Source organism: Tessaracoccus sp., from assembly GCF_016714275.1.
GTDB lineage: Bacteria > Actinomycetota > Actinomycetes > Propionibacteriales > Propionibacteriaceae > Arachnia.
Window position 1 is genome coordinate 1,272,503 of the sequence record NZ_JADJNP010000001.1, and the last position, 15,114, is coordinate 1,287,616.

The window sequence follows — 15,114 nt, forward strand, 5'->3', positions numbered from 1 at the left end:
TCGCCACCCTCGTGCGCAGAGCTCGGCGAGGTCATACCTTCACCAGCGGCCGCAGCTTCTCCAGCGTCTTGGCCCCGATGCCGCTGATTTCCTGCAACTCGTCGACGCTCGTGAATCGCCCGTTCTCCTCACGCCAGGCCAGGATCGCCGACGCCATCACCGGACCCACGCCGGGAAGCGCCTCGAGTTGGTCCGCCGTCGCCATGTTGAGGTCAAGCGCCGCGCCGGCGCCACTCGCCGCGGAGCCACCGTGACCGTTACCTCCCGGGGCCGCCCCGCGGAGCTCGCCCAGCGGCTCCTTCTTCGTTCCGATCACCACCTGAACGCCGTCGGCCAGCGGTGCGGCCAAGTTCAGCAGCGCCGGATCCGCATCGTCGGCCAGCCCACCAGCTGCCACGATGGCGTCCTGCGCGATGGCTCCTTCGGGCAGCGCGACGACGCCGGGGTTCACCACGGCACCGGTCACATGCACCCGAATCCTCGGCGGCGTGGGCGACGGCGAGGGCGCGGGGGGCGTGGCGGCCACGGCTGTGCTGATGATGGGCGCCAGCGGCACCTCCGTCGCCGAACTGCGGCTCAGTGCCGCGACGGCCACTCCCACTCCGCTGAGCAGCAGCAGCGCCACGACGAGTACATGCTGCAACGTCACGCCACGCGGCAGATGCCACCGCCCTCCGGCCCGAGGCGGGCGCGTCTCCGATGCGGGCGGAATCGGATCAGGAGACGCGGGCGCGGACCCTACGGGTGGCTCCGGTGCGCTCTCCGCGACAGCCCGCCGCGGCCCGCCGATGGCCCCGTGCCCGGCGCTGATGTACGCAAGCCGGGCGCGGGCCACCTCCTCGACATCCACACGCTCCATACGAGCGTGATGTCAAAAACGCACCCCGATTTCCCATCGGGGTGCGAATCTGTGGACAAGTCGATGAAGCAGTGCCGGTCTATTGGTTTCGACACGGACCCGGCGCTTCGCGCGGGGGTCCGGCTCAACCAGCGGTGGGGACCAAGCTCAGCATCTTGGGCAGGCGCGCGATGACCTTGACGACCTCGCGGCCGGCCAGCGAGCGCTGCACCGCCTCGTCGGCAAGCGCCAGTTCCAGCGCTGCCTCCTCGGTGATATCGGCCGGCACCTCAAGCTTGCCGCGGATCTTGCCCTGGATCTGGACGACCATCGTGACGGTGTCGTCGACGATCAACGCCGGGTTCGGTGTCGGCCACTGGCTGTTGGCGATCGACGGCGGCAGCCCGAGGACCTCCCACATCTCCTCCGCGACGTACGGGGCGACGACGCTCAGCGACTGCGCGACGAACATCGCGGCCTCGCGCACGGCGGGATCGGCGGGGCCTGCGGCGCCGTCGATGGCCTTGCGGGTGGCGTTGACCAGTTCCATCGTGCGGGCAACGGCGACGTTGAAGCGGCCAGAGTCCAGCAGCTGCGACACCTCCGTGATGGCCTTGTGCGTTGCCTTGCGCAGGCTGGCATCACCCTCGGCGAAGTCCACGCCGGGGGCCGAGGTCACATCGTCGGCCAGACGATAGGCGCGCTGCAGGAACTTCAGGCTCGACGCCGGGGACACGTCGGCCCAGTCGATGTCGTCCTCCGGCGGACCGGCGAACACCATCGTCAGGCGCACCGCGTCCACACCGAACTCGTCGATCTGCTTGCCGAGGTCGACGCCGTTGCCCAGCGACTTGCTCATGGCCTTGCCCTGGTTGAGGACCTGCCCCTGGTTCAGCAGCCGCTGCATGGGCTCGTCGAAGTCCAGCATGCCCATGTCGCGCAGCACCTTGCTGAAGAAGCGCATGTAGAGCAGGTGGAGGATGGCGTGCTCGACGCCGCCCACGTACTGCGCCACCGGCATCCAGGTGCGGACCTGCTCCGGATCGAACGGGCCCTCGGTGTAGCCGGGCGAGCAGTACCGCAGGAAGTACCACGACGAGTCGACGAACGTGTCCATCGTGTCGGTGTCACGCTCCGCGGGGCCGCCGCACGTCGGGCAGGTGGTCTTCACCCAGTCGGTGGCCGACGCCAACGGCGAGGATCCCTTCGGGGACAACGCCGCACCGCGCAGGTCTGGCAGGCGCACCGGGAGCTGGTCGTCGGGAACCGGGACCTCGCCGCACGCGGCGCAGTGCACGATCGGGATGGGGCAGCCCCAGAAGCGCTGGCGCGACAACAGCCAGTCGCGCAGGCGGTACTGGATGGTGCCGGTGCCGGTGCCCGCTTCCTCCAGCTGCGCGATGATCGTGGAGACCCCGGAGGCTTTGTCGGTGAGGCCGTCGAGCGGTCCGGAGTTCAGATAGGTGCCGTCACCGGAGGTCGCGACGCCGGTCACGGCAGGATCCGTGCCGTCGACATCGATCACCGTGCGCACGGGCAGGCCGTACTTGCGGGCGAAGTCGAGGTCGCGCTGGTCGTGCGCGGGCACGGCCATGATCGCGCCGGTGCCGTAGTCGGCCAGCACGTAGTCGGCGGCCCAGACGGGGACCTGCTCGCCGTTGACCGGGTTGGTCGCCGTGATGCCCAGCCAGACACCTGTCTTCTCGTGTTCCGTCGACTGGCGCTCGATCTCCGTGATCCGCTTGACCTGCTCGAGATAGGCCTCGAACGCGGGACGCTGCTCGTCGGACACCAGCTCCGCGGCCAGGTCGCCGTCGGGCGCGACGACCATGAAGGTCGCGCCGAACAGCGTGTCAGGGCGTGTGGTGAACACCGTGATGGGCTCCTCGCGGCCATCGACGACGAACTCCACGTGCGCGCCCTCGGAGCGGCCGATCCAGTTGCGCTGCATCGCCAGCACATGGTCCGGCCAGCCACCCTCAAGCTGCGCCATGTCGTCCAGCAGCTGCTCGGCGTAGTCGGTGATCTTGAAGTACCACTGGTTGAGCTTGCGCTTGGTGACCTCGGACTTGCAGCGCTCGCACAGGCCGCCGACGACCTGCTCGTTGGCCAGCACGGTCTGGTCGTTCGGGCACCAGTTGACGTAGGAGTCCTTGCGGTAGGCGAGGCCGCGCTCGAAGAAGCGCAGGAACAGCCACTGGGTCCAGCGGTAGTAGTCCTCGTCGGAGGTCTGCAGGCGGCGCGACCAATCGAGGCTCAGGCCGTAGCGCTTGAAGGAGCGCGCCTGCGTCTCGATGTTGTTGTACGTCCACGTCGCGGGGTGCGCGTCCGCCTTGATCGCAGCGTTCTCGGCGGGGAGACCGAAGGAGTCCCAGCCGATGGGGTGCAGGACGTCGTAGCCCTTGAGTCGCCAGAACCGGGCCACGACGTCGCCCATCGCGTAGGCCTCAGCGTGGCCCATGTGGAGGTCGCCGGACGGGTACGGGAACATGTCGAGCACGTAGCGACGCTCGCGGCTGCCGTCGTCGAGCGGCTGGAAGGTCTGATCGGCCTCCCAGAATGCCTGCCACTTCTCCTGCGCCTGCACCAAGTTGTACTGGCCTGGCTCCGAGCTCACGAGCTTCTCCCTTGTGCGTCTTCGTGCGCGCGGTCGCACACGGGCGCCAAATATACCGCGACAACGCCTCCGCTTCGTCGCGCGGGAAAGGCCGCAGTCCGGGGCGTCAGCTCGCGAGAAGCGCGTCGATCTCCGCGGCAGTCGGCGGGTGGGCGCCCTTGCGCGTGCAGACGATGGCGGCGGCCGCCGCGCCGCGGCGCAGTACGGCCTCCAGGTCCGCCGGGTTCTCCGAGTAGGCGGCGAGGAAACCTGCCATGAACGTGTCGCCGGCGCCGACGGTGTCGACGACGTCGATCCGGAAGCCGGGAACCTGCACGCGGCGGCCGTCGCGGGTCACCGCGGCGATGCCGTCGGCACCGAGCGTGACGATGAACAACGCGAGGCCGTACTCTGCCGCCCAGCCCTCCGCGTAGCCGAGCGGGTCTTCCTCGTCGTCGACGAGCCACGAGATGTCCTCATCGCTGGCCTTGACGATGCCGCCGCCGTTGCCGACCGCGGCCATGAACGCGCTGACACGCTCGAAGTAGGTTGCCCGGTCAGGCATCGTCGATGGCCGGACGTTGATGTCGAAGCTGACCGCCGCGTCGGTCGCGCCCACGAACTCGAGGACGCGGGCATAGCCCGGATCGATGACTGCGGCGATGGACCCGAAGTGCAGCCAGTCGTCCGCTCGGAGCTGCGGGAACTCGTCGGCCTTCCAGTTGAAGTTCGTGGTGCCGTCGAAGTGGAAGGCGTACGTGGCCTTGCCGTCCTCGTCGAGGGAGACGACGGCCATGGTGGTCGGGTCGTCGGTGGCGACGGCGAGGTCGAGTTCGACGCCTGCCTCCTCCAGATGACTGCGCAGCTGACGCCCGAAGGAGTCCGAACTGAGCCTGCCGAGGAAATGGGTGTCGAGCCCCTGCTTGGCGAGGGCCACCGCCGAGTTCATGGGGCCGCCGCCGGAGCGGGCGATCCAGCGGCTCTCCTGGGGGGAGAGCTGCTCCTCGGGCATCAGGTCGATAAGTGCTTCACCGCACACCACGAAACGCATGGGCAAACCCTACGGCACGCCGTCCCTTCGTGGGGCTCGCCCAGACAGTTGCGGAGGCATCAGCTCATTCCTCCGCTTCCTCCTCGCTCAACCGGGAGGGAGGAGCGCCCCGACGATGCAGGTCCGCCATCATCCGGCCGACAACGTGTCGGGGATCGAGTTCCGCCAACTGCTCGAGACAGGCGGTCTGCACCGCTCCCCTGCCGCTCAGCCAGGAGGCGGCCGTGAGCAGGGCGAGCACGTTCGCCTCGCACCCTGGCGGGCACAGCCGCCGGGCACTGACCAGGTTCCGCCACACCCGGTCTGCGTTCTCCCGGTTCAGTGCCGCCAGCACCGAGACCATGCGCTCGTCATCGTCGAGGAACACGGCCAACTCGACAGCGGTAGCCGGGGTCAGGGCCCTCTCCTGCTCCACCAGGCGAGACATCCTGGCCATCGCCCTCTTCGGCGACAGCCGCGCGACCTTGTCTTCCGCGATCGCCACAAGAGTCGGGTTCGGCGCTTCGTGTTCCACGACAGGGGCGATGGCCTCCTCCCGGTTGCGCGCGATGCTCACGCCGTTGAACACCGCCTGCGCAGCAACCGCGGTGTCCTCGAACCGGTACGGCTCGGGTGGGTCGCCCGTTCCGAGGTCCCATGAACGCTTGCCGTCGGTCACGAGCGCCTCGAGTACGAGGTGGTGACCGATGATGTCCGCCAGCTCTAGCAGCGACACCGACGCGCGTTCCCGCTCGCCGTAGCTGAGCAGGGCGAAGCGGCAGCCCGGGATGTTGTCGATGGCTGCGGACAGCTGGGCAAAGGTCTCCTCGTGGTGCTCGAGGTGCCAGTCGTGGCGTATCCGAGCGGACATCAGGAGGACGCCATCGTAGAGGGCGAGCACGACGACCGAGTCCTCGGGGTGGTAGCCGAGGACGACAGGAGGGATGGCCAGCAGGTCTTCGCGGCTCCGGCCGCGGATCGAGAGAGTCTTCATATAGGCGTAATGGCAAGAACGGGACTCGATTCGTCACCTCCGGCCCAAGTTGTGGATAAGCCTCGATCCACCGGTGGGCGCCGTAGCGAGCGGCACCAGACGGGTGCAGTGCCGTGGGTACGCTGGGCGCATCATGAGCAACCAGCAAGAGAACCCCTGGGCGCGGCAGGACCCGAACTGGCGCCCGCAGCAGTTCGGGGACACGCAGGGCCGCGATCCGCGCCAGCCCTTCGGACAGCAGCCGCAGCCACAGGGGTACGACTATCAGGACCTGCAGCCGCCGCGGCGCCCGAACCGGAGCATGTGGCTGGTGCTCGCCGCCATCGTCGTCGTCGGCGCGATCATCATCGCGATGCAGTTCTTCGGCTCGCCGCCCACGGAGGACCCGCAGCCGACCGCACCCACCACGGCGACCGCCGCCCCTGAGCCGACCCGTACCGGCAACTTCATCCCGTTCGAGGGCAACGGGGACGGCATCTTCGAGATCGTCAGCTACCGCTGGGAGGACGACCATCTCTCGCTGCGCGTGCGCGTGGAAGTCGAGAACGGCGAGTACGGGTTCTCGCTTTTCGCATTCACGAACGAGACTCGGGAGAGCTTCGACCCGGTTGGCGAGCCCGCATTCACCGTGCGGGCAGGAACCCCCTACGAGGCGGACGTCGCCTTCATCATGCCGAGGGCGGACGCGACGATCGTGCTGGCGACGCCGTCGGGACGGATCGCCCTCAACGCCCTCCCCGTCTCCGGCTAGGAGTTGTTGGTCGCCTCCGCCTGCGCCGCCTCGAGCGCGGCCTTCTCACGCTCCGCGACAGCGTCGGGATGATCCTTGCTGAGCAGCACGACACCCCAGACGGCGATGGCCCCGGTGACGATCATGCCCGCGATGGGCAGCGGGCCCATGCCCATACCCTCGCCGAGCACGATGAGCCCGAACAGCACCGCGACGAACGGGTCCACCGTCGTCATCGTGCCGACGGTGATCTCGGCCGGGCCGGATGCGTAGCCCTGCTGGATCATCCACACGCCCATGCCGTAACAGGCCAGCATCATCGCGACCGCCGAGACGAAATGCAGGCCGGTCAGCGGATGCCCCTGCTGGAACAGCGACATCGCCGCCTTCATGAAACCCGACGCCAGGCCATAGAACGTGGCGCCGACGGCCGACCACAGGGTCGCCTTAGCCCACGGCACCGCACGGCGCGCGAAGAACGAGAGGATGCCGCAGACCGCGCACACCACGAGGAACGACCACGCCATAGGGCCGAAGTGGATGGGCTTCTCCCCGGTCGCAAAGGTCGTGGAGAAGTAGGTGAAGCCGACCACGCCGAGCACGGTGACGCCGACAGCGCCCCAGAGCTTGCCCGAGACGTGGTGCTTGTGGATGCGGGCGGCCAGCAGGACTGACCACGGCACCGCGAGGATGCCGACCGGCTGCACCACGGCGACGGGCGCGAACGACAGCGCCACCAAATGGATGCCCGCGCCCGTGAACACGAAAAGCAGGCCGAGCAGCCACTTCGGGATGCGGAAGAGGCGCAACATGCCCTTCAGCGTGAGCTGGTTCGACGACGCCGTCGCATTGGGGTCGAAGGTGGACTTCACGCCCAGGCTCTGCAGGATGGCTCCGCTCGCGAAGAGGAACGACGAGACCACCTGCATGGCGATCGCAAGACCGTTTTCGAATGTCACGGGTGTGCCCTTCCGCTGCGTGAAATCGGTCGCAGCCTACCCGAGCCTCACGGCGAGGCCCATCGGACCACGGTCTCGCGGTCGTCACACCGCGGAGGTTCCGCGGACTTTCAGCCTGTGAAGACCACGACCTTGTCTCCCTCGCGCACGAGGTCGAACAGTTCACTGACGGCTGCGCGGTCGCGAACGTTGACGCAGCCGTGCGAGGAGCCGTTGTAGCCGCGGGCCGCGAAGTCTGCCGAATAGTGCACGGCCTGACCGCCGCTGAAGAACAGCGCGTACGGCATCGGGGTGTCGTACAGCTTCGAGACGTGGTTGCGGGACTTCCAGTAGACGGAGAAGACACCGTTGCGGGTGGGTGTGAGCTCGGAGCCGAACCGCACGTCCATCGTCCGCTGGATCTTGCCGTCCACCACCCACGCCAGGCGGCGCTGGCTCTTGGAGATGCAGATCACGCGGCCCTCGAGACAACGGTCGTCCAGCCTCATCGACGACGACCCTGTCTGCCTCGGCACGTTGTTCAACTCGTCGGTGGTCGGCTTGCGCGTCATGGCACGCAGCCGGTCCAGCGTGCGCTGGTCCACCTCGCCGGTCACGGGAATCTCGCGCTTGGCCTGGAATCCCTTGACGGCCGCCGCCGTGACGTCGCCGTAGTTCCCCGTGATCCGCTCCGAGAACCAGGCGATCTGCTTCAGCCGCGCCTGGAGGTCCTTGACGTCGTCGCCCTTGTCCCCCTTCTTCATGAGCGCGGGCCCGGGACGCATGATGTTCATCATCTCGTCCTTGGTGGGCGTGCGCGTCATGTCGACGAGCTTGTCCCAGGTGACCTTGTCGACCTCACCGGTAACCGGGAAGCCACGCTTGCCCTGGAATCCTTCGACGGCGAGCTTCGTCGCCTCGTCGAAGGTGGGCGTGATCTTGCCTTCCCACCACTGCAGCTGCAGCAGTCGGTGCTGCAGCTCACGCACCTTGTCGCCCTCGTCGCCGAGCTTCACCAGCGCGGTGCTCGTCGGCGTCGGTTCGGGAACCTCGGACGTGGTCGGCTCCGCCGTCGGATCCACGGTGGGCTCGACCGACGGCGTCACCGGCGGTAGCACGGACGGCTCGACCGACGGCTCGGTCGGCTCCGGCGTGACCGGGGACGACGTGGTGGGCGCCGGCGCGACGGGTGTCGCCACCGTCGACGGAGGATCGATGGGCTCGCCGGTCACCGGCTCGGGTGCGCACGCGCTCATCATCGTCAGCGCTGCGAGGACGACGATGCTCGCCGCCCGGGTCAACATACTCATCTGCTCGTGACCTCTGTGGGGGAAGGGTCCGGCCTCAGGAGCGGGACGCGGCAGCCGCCGCGCCCGCTTCGGGGGCACTCTTCCGACGATAGCTCACCCACCCGCATCTCCCGGGAAGCGACTCGGCGGCCTTTCGTTGAGCGCCGCCCGCCGTGCTCGCCAGTCCGGGAGCATCTCGTCCATGAGTCTCTGGAACCGCGGGCCGTGGCCCCGCTCCCACAGGTGCACCATCTCGTGCACAAGGACGGACTCCAGCGCCTCGGGCGGATGCTCCGCCAACGCGATATTAAGGGTGATCGACCGGGAGCCGGTGTTGCAGCTCCCCCACCTCGTGGTCATCCGCCGCAGCCTGATCCTGCTCGCCGACCTCCCGATCCTCGACTCCCACACCCCATGCAAGTGCGGCACCACCGCCTCCAACTCGGCGCGGTAGACCCTATCCAAAGCCTGTCGCAGGCTGGCGTCGTCGCCGCCTGAGAGGCAGATCACGCCGCGTTCGTCCACCCGTCCGACGGCACGGGCAGCAGGCGAGACGCTCACCTCCCTCCACCTCCCCCACAACCTGGCGCGACCCCCGTCACGGAGCGGCTCGACGACAGGCGCGTTCATCCGCACCCGGGTGCTGGCGTGCGCGGCCCATTCCCGGTTGGCCTCCAAGAAGCCGCGCACGGTCTCCACCGGTACCCGCAACGGCGCCGACACCGCGAGCCGGCCGTCCGGCGGCAGCACCCGCAGGCGGATGCTGCGGATGTCCTTCCATGTGACATCCACCACCAATCCGGCGTGCTCGATACGCTGGCTGCGGTGTGCTTTACGAGGCATAGCCGCATGCTAGACCGCCCCTCCGACATCCTTCATGGAGCGCGAAACGTGCCGCACCGAACGCTTAGCCGACCCCGATGATGACGATTCGCCGATTTCGGGTCACACTAGGAGGGTGCCCGCAGAACTGGTCGTGCTCTCACTAGTCGTTGTCGTCGCTTTGGCCTTCGACTTCACCAACGGTTTCCATGACACCGGCAACGCCATGGCAACGTCCATCGCGACCGGCGCGCTGAAGCCAAAAGTAGCCGTCACACTGTCGGCCATCCTCAACTTGATCGGCGCCTTCCTGTCCGTGGAGGTGGCGCTCACCGTCACCAACGCCGTGGTCCGGATCCAGGATACCGACGGCGCCCCCCGCCCCGAGCTGATCGCCGACGGAGGCATGGGCCTCCTGCTGATCATCCTCGCGGGCCTCGTGGGCGCCATCCTCTGGAACCTCCTCACCTGGCTCTTCGGACTACCCTCCAGCTCATCGCACGCGCTCTTCGGCGGGCTCATCGGTGCGACGATGCTCGGCCTCGGCGCGGACGGCGTCAAGTGGGCGGGCGACGGCACCAAGCTCGACGGCGTCGTCGGCAAGGTGATCCTGCCCGCGTTGATGGCCCCCGCGATCGCGATCGTCGTCGCCTCGATCGGCACCTGGCTCGTCTTCCGGGTCACCCGATCGGTCGCCGAGGGCTTCCGCGACAAGGGCTTCCGGCTCGGCCAGATCGGATCCTCCTCCCTCATCTCCCTCGCCCACGGCACCAACGACGCGCAGAAGACCATGGGCGTGATCACGCTCGCACTCATCGCGACCGGCTCCTGGACGGATCTGCACGGCGTGCCGTTCTGGGTGAAGTTGGCCTGTGCGGTCGCGATCGCACTCGGCACCTACATCGGCGGATGGCGCATCATTCGCACCATGGGCAAAGGGCTCGTCGAAGTCTGCCCGCCGCAAGGGCTGGCCGCGGAGTCCTCGTCGGCCGCGGTCATCCTCGCCTCCAGCCACCTCGGCTTCGCGCTGTCGACGACGCACGTCGCAACAGGCTCCATCCTGGGCAGCGGCCTCGGCCGCCGCGCCGCGGTGAACTGGTCGGTTGCCGGCCGCATGGTCATCGCATGGGTCATCACGCTTCCGGCCGCAGGCATCGCGGGAGCGCTGACCTGGTTCATCGGACACAGCGTCGGCGGGTTGCTGGGCGCGCTGCTTGTGTTCGCGATCCTGATCGCGCTCTCCGGCGTCATGTACGTCTACTCGCGCCGTAATCGCGTGGACCACAAGAACGTGAACGACGACTGGGTCGAGGACGTGACCGACCGTCCCGTTCCGGTGAGGACGCACTGATGAACAATCTCTGGCTCGCGCTCGAGGGCGCATGGCATGTCCTCCTCGCCGGCGTCATCCTCGGCGCCGGGCTCCCCGCGGTCTTCGCGCTGGGGCTGCGCTCGCTGTCCTACGGCACCGGGCACGACGCCGACGACCCGAACCATCGCACGCACCTGATCGGCAAGATCGGCGCCATCGTCTGCTTCTCACTGGTGATCGGCGCCATCGGCCTCGGTATCGCCGTCATCGTCGCACACGGTTTCGGGATCAAGCTCAGCTTCGAACGGTTCATCCCCGGCTTCTGACGCGCTCCGCGCAGGGGTGACACGGCTCCAACGGGGCGAGATGGATTAACGCCGTCCTAGAGTCTCCGCGGGTAGGTGGCACCTGCTACGGCGCCACCTACCCGCGGACCTCTTGACGAAACCGTCCCGCATACCCCTATACCCGGGTCTACGATGAGGCAACGTGCTGGCAGCAATGCGACAGCACGGTCGTCTATCGACCCGTGAGGAGCCCATCGTGACCGCAACCCCGACACGCTGGAGGCCGTGAAGCAGCGCGCCACAGAAGAGGTGGAGCGAAGGAAAGACCAATTGGTCGCCCTCAGCCACGCCATTCACGAGAACCCGGAGCTGTCCTGGGAGGAGCACGCCGCGGCTGCACTCGTCGCCGATGCGCTCCGGGAGGCGGGCTTCGCCGTCGAGGTAGGCCCCTACGACATCCCCACCGCGGTTGAGGCGGTCTATGGCGACGGCGACCTCACCGTCGTGATCTGTGCCGAGTACGACGCGCTCCCGGGCATCGGCCACGCGTGTGGGCACAACGTGATCGCCTCCGCCGGCGTCGGGGCGGCGCTGGGCCTCGCTGAGGTGGCAGCCAATGCGGGGCTCCGCGTGAAGCTGCTTGGCACCCCGGCCGAGGAGCACGGCGGCGGCAAGGTCTCGCTTCTGGAGGCCGGGGCCTTCGAGGACGCCGATATCTCGCTCATGGTGCACGGCATGACCTCGACACCGGGCATGACCGGCGACTCGCACAGCGCGCGCTCGATGAACTCCACGGCGGTCGACCGCTTCGAGGTCATCTACACGGGCCTTACCGCGCATGCCGCGGGCATGCCGGAGATGGGCATCAACGCATCGAACGCGGCCATCCTCGCCCTCAACGCCTTCGCGATGCTGCGCCAGCACCTGCCGAAGGAGGTCAATCTCAACGCCTTCATCTCGCACGGCGGCGAGGCCACCAACATCATTCCCGACCGCGCCGTCGTACAGGTCGAGCTGCGCGCCTACGACCTGGGCATCTGGCGCGACATGAAGCAGAAGGTGCTGCGCTGCTTCGAGGCCGGAGCGGTTGCCACGGGTTGCACCTGGGAATGGCGGCCGACGGAGCACCCGTACGCTCCGCTCGTTCACGACCCCGCGCTCGCCGACCTTTGGGACAAGAACTTCGAGGCCCGCGGACGCGTCCTCGACTACTCCGAACAGCTGGGCGGCGGCTCCACCGACATGGGTAACGTCTCGCTCGTGGTGCCGTCGATCCATCCGCTCCTTACCTTCCGCGGCAAGCAGGCGCCGGCCCACAACCCGGCCTTCACCGAGATCGCGGCCAGCCCCGAAGCCGACGACGCCATCGTCGACGGAGCGGTCACCATGGCCGCGACGGTGGTCGACGTCGCCCTCACCCCGTACCTGCGCGCCGACTTCCAGCGCCGCAAGGCCGAACGCCCCGCCGGGGCCACCCAGGCGAAGTTCTCCGCCTGATCGCTTGAGCTGGTGTGGGCCCGTGGCAAATCCCGGGCCCACCTACCGAAATGAGACACCGATGACCACACCTCCTGAGACCGGCTCCCCCTCGGTCACGACCCCTCGCGAATTCACGATCGGCCTCGGCGACAAGGGCCTCTGGGTCCTGATCGGCCTGATGACCGTGATCGCCGCCATCGCCCAGCTGATCGGGCCGGCCACCATTCCGCTCGGCAAGGTTTCCATCATGCTGCTGCCCATGATCTGGGCGCTGCTGATGGGTGTGCTCGTCTCCGGCCAGCGGCTCAAGCCGCTCCCCCACGACCTGCAGCACACGGCCAACGCGATCATGGCCGTCGCCGTGCTCGTCCTCTGCGGACGCCTCGCGCTCACCCTCGGGCAGCAGATCCCCGAACTGCTCAGCGCGGGCCCCGCGCTGCTGCTGCAAGAGCTCGGCAACGTGTTCGGCTCGCTGCTGCTCGCCCTGCCGCTCGCCGTCCTGCTGCGAATGGGCCCCGCCACCGTCGGCGCAACCTTCTCGATCGACCGCGAGCCGTCCTTCGCCATGGTCACCTCGCGGTTCGGCGCGGACTCGCCGCAGTACCGCGGCGTGCTCTCGATGTACGTCTTCGGGTCGATCTTCGGCGCCATCATCGTCAGCCACCTGGCCCTCGGTCGTTTCGTCGCTGAACATCTTCCGCTGGGAAGCCCTCGCGATGGGCTCCGGCGTCGGCTCCGGCTCCATGATGGCCGCAGGCATCGCATCGGTCACCGCGGCCCATCCTGAGTTCACGGACCAGATCGCCGCCTTCGCCACCACTGCCAACTTGATCGCCAGCCTCGCCGGCGTGCCGCTCGCGCTCTGGATCTCGCTGCCGCTGGCCGACCGGTTCTATCGCTTCCTCACCCGCAATCAGAAGAACCCCACGGTCGCCGAGGCCACCAGCACCATCGGCGAGATCTCCAAGGCACTCGAGGCTCCCAAGGTGAACCTGTCCTGGGTGACCAGCCTGATCATCCTGACCGGTGCGGGTCTCGTCACCGCTGTCATCGCGGCTAAGGGCTTCTCCTTCGACATGGTGCTCACCTACCTGCTCATGGCGGCCATTGTCGCCGTCGGCCTGTGGCTCGCGAAGCTCACAAAGGGCAAGGTACCGGCGCTCATCGTCGTCATCGTGATTGGCGCCTACATCACTTCGCCGTGGTTCCCGGGTGCCGCGTGGGTGCTGGAGACCTCGGCGTCGGTGAACTTCCTCTCCGTCATCACGCTGATGCTTGCCATCGCAGGGCTCAGCATCGGCAAGGATTTACCGATGCTCAGGCAGATCGGCTGGAAGATCCTCCCGGTGGGCTTCGTGGTCATAGCGGCCACCTTCCTGGCCTCCACTGTGATCGCCGAGGCCGTGCTGGCTATCCTGCACAGATGACCGACCCCAAGCGCGCCGTCTACACCTCCGCGCTCGACATCTTCTCCATCGGCATCGGCCCATCCAGTTCTCACACGGTCGGGCCGATGCGGGCGGGTCTGGACTTCCGGCGTCGCCTGGGCGAGGCCGGGATCCTCGGCGACGTCACACGATTCCGCTGCCGGCTCCAGGGGTCGCTCGCCGCCACCGGCATCGGCCACGGCACCCCCGACGCCGTGATCGCCGGCCTGCGCGGTCACGAACCGGAGACGGTGGACCCGGCGCTCGTACACGGGCAGTGGCGGCGACTGTACGACGGCGAGGTCCTCGACATCGGCGGGGTCCCGCTGCATAGGGAGGACCTCGAGTTCGCGCCCCTCTCCCGCCATGAGGGGCACCCGAACTCGATGATCCTGTACGCGCTGGTCGGCGCGGGCAGGATCGTCGAGGAGACCTATCTGTCCATCGACGGGGGCTTCATCCGCCGCGTCGGCGACGAACCTTCGGGTGATACAACGGCTCCGACGCGCGTTCACGCCTACGCGAACATGGCCGAACTGCTCGAGTTGGCGAAGGGCAGGTCCATCGCGCAGATCGCCTGGGAGGATGAGATCGCCCTTCACAGCGAGGAGCGGGTGACGGCCGGGCTCGACGCGATCTGGGGCGCCATGCGCGCCTGCGTGGAGGCCGGCCTCCGCGCCGACGGCGTGCTCCCGGGCGGACTGCAGGTGCGCCGTCGGGCCGCGGCCGGTTGGCGGCGACTGATGGCCGAGGTCTCCCGGCAGTCCGGCGAGGCGCTGGCCATGTATGCGCTCGCGGTCAACGAGGAGAACGCCTCCGGAGGCCGGGTGGTCACGGCGCCCACCAACGGAGCAGCGGGGGTGCTGCCCGCCGTGCTGTACTACGCGACCGTCGCGAGCGGCTTTCCCGCCGACGCCATCCGCACGTTCCTGCTCACGGCGACGGCCGTCGGCTCCATCTTCAAGGCCAACGCCTCCATCTCCGGCGCGGAGGCGGGCTGCCAGGCTGAGGTCGGCAGCGCCTGCGCCATGGCCGCGGCGGGCCTCACGGCGTTGCGTGGCGGCACTCCCGCCCAGATCGAGAACGCCGCCGAGATCGCCATCGAGCACCACCTGGGCCTCACCTGCGACCCCGTCGGTGGCCTGGTTCAGATCCCTTGCATCGAGCGCAACGCGATTGCCGCGTCGACGGCGCTCATGGCCACGCGTCTCGCGCTGCTCGGCGACGGCACCCACGTCGTCCCCCTGGACACGACCATCGAGACGATGCGCCAAACGGGCGCTGACATGTCCGAGCGCTACAAGGAGACCAGCCGCGCGGGCCTCGCGGTCAACGTCGTGGAGTGCTGACGATCCCCCGTTGGACAACGTGC

At 68.2% G+C, this 15,114-nt stretch carries 14 protein-coding genes; 7 read left to right on the forward strand and 7 right to left on the reverse strand.

Annotated elements, in window-relative coordinates; all coding sequences use genetic code 11:
• Positions 1-31 precede the first annotated feature (31 nt).
• The 4 genes from IPJ61_RS05925 to IPJ61_RS05940 all read right to left on the reverse strand — a co-directional run bounded on the left by IPJ61_RS05925 (position 32) and on the right by IPJ61_RS05940 (position 5,458).
• Positions 32-649, reverse strand: coding sequence for a helix-hairpin-helix domain-containing protein (locus tag IPJ61_RS05925; protein ID WP_297104081.1), 618 nt, complete (start codon positions 647-649; stop codon positions 32-34).
• A 334-nt stretch (positions 650-983) separates the two neighbouring features.
• Complete coding sequence (leuS, locus tag IPJ61_RS05930) at positions 984-3,455, reverse strand: leucine--tRNA ligase (RefSeq protein ID WP_297104083.1); 2,472 nt, start codon at positions 3,453-3,455, stop codon at positions 984-986.
• Between the two features lie 106 nt (positions 3,456-3,561).
• The gene (locus tag IPJ61_RS05935; protein WP_297104085.1) at positions 3,562-4,485 is read right to left on the reverse strand and encodes a carbohydrate kinase family protein; all 924 of its coding nucleotides are present in this window, start codon (positions 4,483-4,485) and stop codon (positions 3,562-3,564) included.
• Positions 4,486-4,549: 64 nt separating this feature from the next.
• Entirely contained in the window at positions 4,550-5,458 is a 909-nt protein-coding gene (locus tag IPJ61_RS05940) for a DUF4192 family protein (protein ID WP_297104087.1), read from the reverse strand.
• 133 nt (positions 5,459-5,591) lie between these two features.
• On the opposite strand from IPJ61_RS05940, the gene IPJ61_RS05945 reads away from it, so the two are divergent.
• Complete coding sequence (locus IPJ61_RS05945) at positions 5,592-6,209, forward strand: hypothetical protein (RefSeq protein WP_297104088.1); 618 nt, start codon at positions 5,592-5,594, stop codon at positions 6,207-6,209.
• Here IPJ61_RS05945 and IPJ61_RS05950 read toward each other — a convergent pair.
• The 3 genes from IPJ61_RS05950 to IPJ61_RS05960 all read right to left on the reverse strand — a co-directional run bounded on the left by IPJ61_RS05950 (position 6,206) and on the right by IPJ61_RS05960 (position 9,258).
• Positions 6,206-7,147 (reverse strand): hypothetical protein, encoded by a 942-nt coding sequence (locus tag IPJ61_RS05950; protein WP_297104089.1) that lies wholly within the window; start codon positions 7,145-7,147, stop codon positions 6,206-6,208. The two genes, IPJ61_RS05945 and IPJ61_RS05950, sit on opposite strands and share 4 nt — an antisense overlap.
• Before the next feature lie 110 nt (positions 7,148-7,257).
• Positions 7,258-8,436, reverse strand: coding sequence for a L,D-transpeptidase family protein (locus IPJ61_RS05955; protein WP_297104091.1), 1,179 nt, complete (start codon positions 8,434-8,436; stop codon positions 7,258-7,260).
• A gap of 93 nt (positions 8,437-8,529) precedes the next feature.
• Positions 8,530-9,258 (reverse strand): M48 family metallopeptidase, encoded by a 729-nt coding sequence (locus IPJ61_RS05960; RefSeq protein ID WP_297104093.1) that lies wholly within the window; start codon positions 9,256-9,258, stop codon positions 8,530-8,532.
• 115 nt (positions 9,259-9,373) lie between these two features.
• Between IPJ61_RS05960 and IPJ61_RS05965 the strand changes: the two genes are divergently transcribed.
• From IPJ61_RS05965 to IPJ61_RS05990, 6 genes are all read left to right on the forward strand, one after another.
• Entirely contained in the window at positions 9,374-10,588 is a 1,215-nt protein-coding gene (locus IPJ61_RS05965) for an inorganic phosphate transporter (protein WP_297104095.1), read from the forward strand.
• Positions 10,588-10,875, forward strand: coding sequence for a hypothetical protein (locus IPJ61_RS05970; protein WP_297104097.1), 288 nt, complete (start codon positions 10,588-10,590; stop codon positions 10,873-10,875). The genes IPJ61_RS05965 and IPJ61_RS05970 overlap by 1 nt, the downstream gene beginning before the upstream one ends.
• Before the next feature lie 246 nt (positions 10,876-11,121).
• The gene (locus IPJ61_RS05975; RefSeq protein ID WP_297104099.1) at positions 11,122-12,333 is read left to right on the forward strand and encodes a M20 family metallopeptidase; all 1,212 of its coding nucleotides are present in this window, start codon (positions 11,122-11,124) and stop codon (positions 12,331-12,333) included.
• A 61-nt stretch (positions 12,334-12,394) separates the two neighbouring features.
• The gene (locus IPJ61_RS05980) at positions 12,395-13,102 is read left to right on the forward strand and encodes a DUF3100 domain-containing protein (protein ID WP_297104101.1); all 708 of its coding nucleotides are present in this window, start codon (positions 12,395-12,397) and stop codon (positions 13,100-13,102) included.
• Entirely contained in the window at positions 13,032-13,742 is a 711-nt protein-coding gene (locus tag IPJ61_RS05985; RefSeq protein WP_297104103.1) for a DUF3100 domain-containing protein, read from the forward strand. The genes IPJ61_RS05980 and IPJ61_RS05985 overlap by 71 nt, the downstream gene beginning before the upstream one ends.
• Positions 13,739-15,091, forward strand: coding sequence for an L-serine ammonia-lyase (locus IPJ61_RS05990; RefSeq protein WP_297104105.1), 1,353 nt, complete (start codon positions 13,739-13,741; stop codon positions 15,089-15,091). Before IPJ61_RS05985 ends, IPJ61_RS05990 begins: the two co-directional genes overlap by 4 nt.
• Positions 15,092-15,114 lie beyond the last annotated feature (23 nt).

Coding starts and splice junctions, on each gene's coding strand:
- IPJ61_RS05985 (WP_297104103.1), top strand. CDS start 13,032: ATGGGCTCCGGCGTCGGCTCCGGCTCCATGATGGCCGCAGGCATCGCA.
- IPJ61_RS05955 (WP_297104091.1), bottom strand. CDS start 8,436: ATGAGTATGTTGACCCGGGCGGCGAGCATCGTCGTCCTCGCAGCGCTG.
- IPJ61_RS05940 (WP_297104087.1), bottom strand. CDS start 5,458: ATGAAGACTCTCTCGATCCGCGGCCGGAGCCGCGAAGACCTGCTGGCC.
- IPJ61_RS05935 (WP_297104085.1), bottom strand. CDS start 4,485: ATGCGTTTCGTGGTGTGCGGTGAAGCACTTATCGACCTGATGCCCGAG.
- IPJ61_RS05990 (WP_297104105.1), top strand. CDS start 13,739: ATGACCGACCCCAAGCGCGCCGTCTACACCTCCGCGCTCGACATCTTC.
- IPJ61_RS05960 (WP_297104093.1), bottom strand. CDS start 9,258: ATGCCTCGTAAAGCACACCGCAGCCAGCGTATCGAGCACGCCGGATTG.
- IPJ61_RS05980 (WP_297104101.1), top strand. CDS start 12,395: ATGACCACACCTCCTGAGACCGGCTCCCCCTCGGTCACGACCCCTCGC.
- IPJ61_RS05970 (WP_297104097.1), top strand. CDS start 10,588: ATGAACAATCTCTGGCTCGCGCTCGAGGGCGCATGGCATGTCCTCCTC.
- IPJ61_RS05945 (WP_297104088.1), top strand. CDS start 5,592: ATGAGCAACCAGCAAGAGAACCCCTGGGCGCGGCAGGACCCGAACTGG.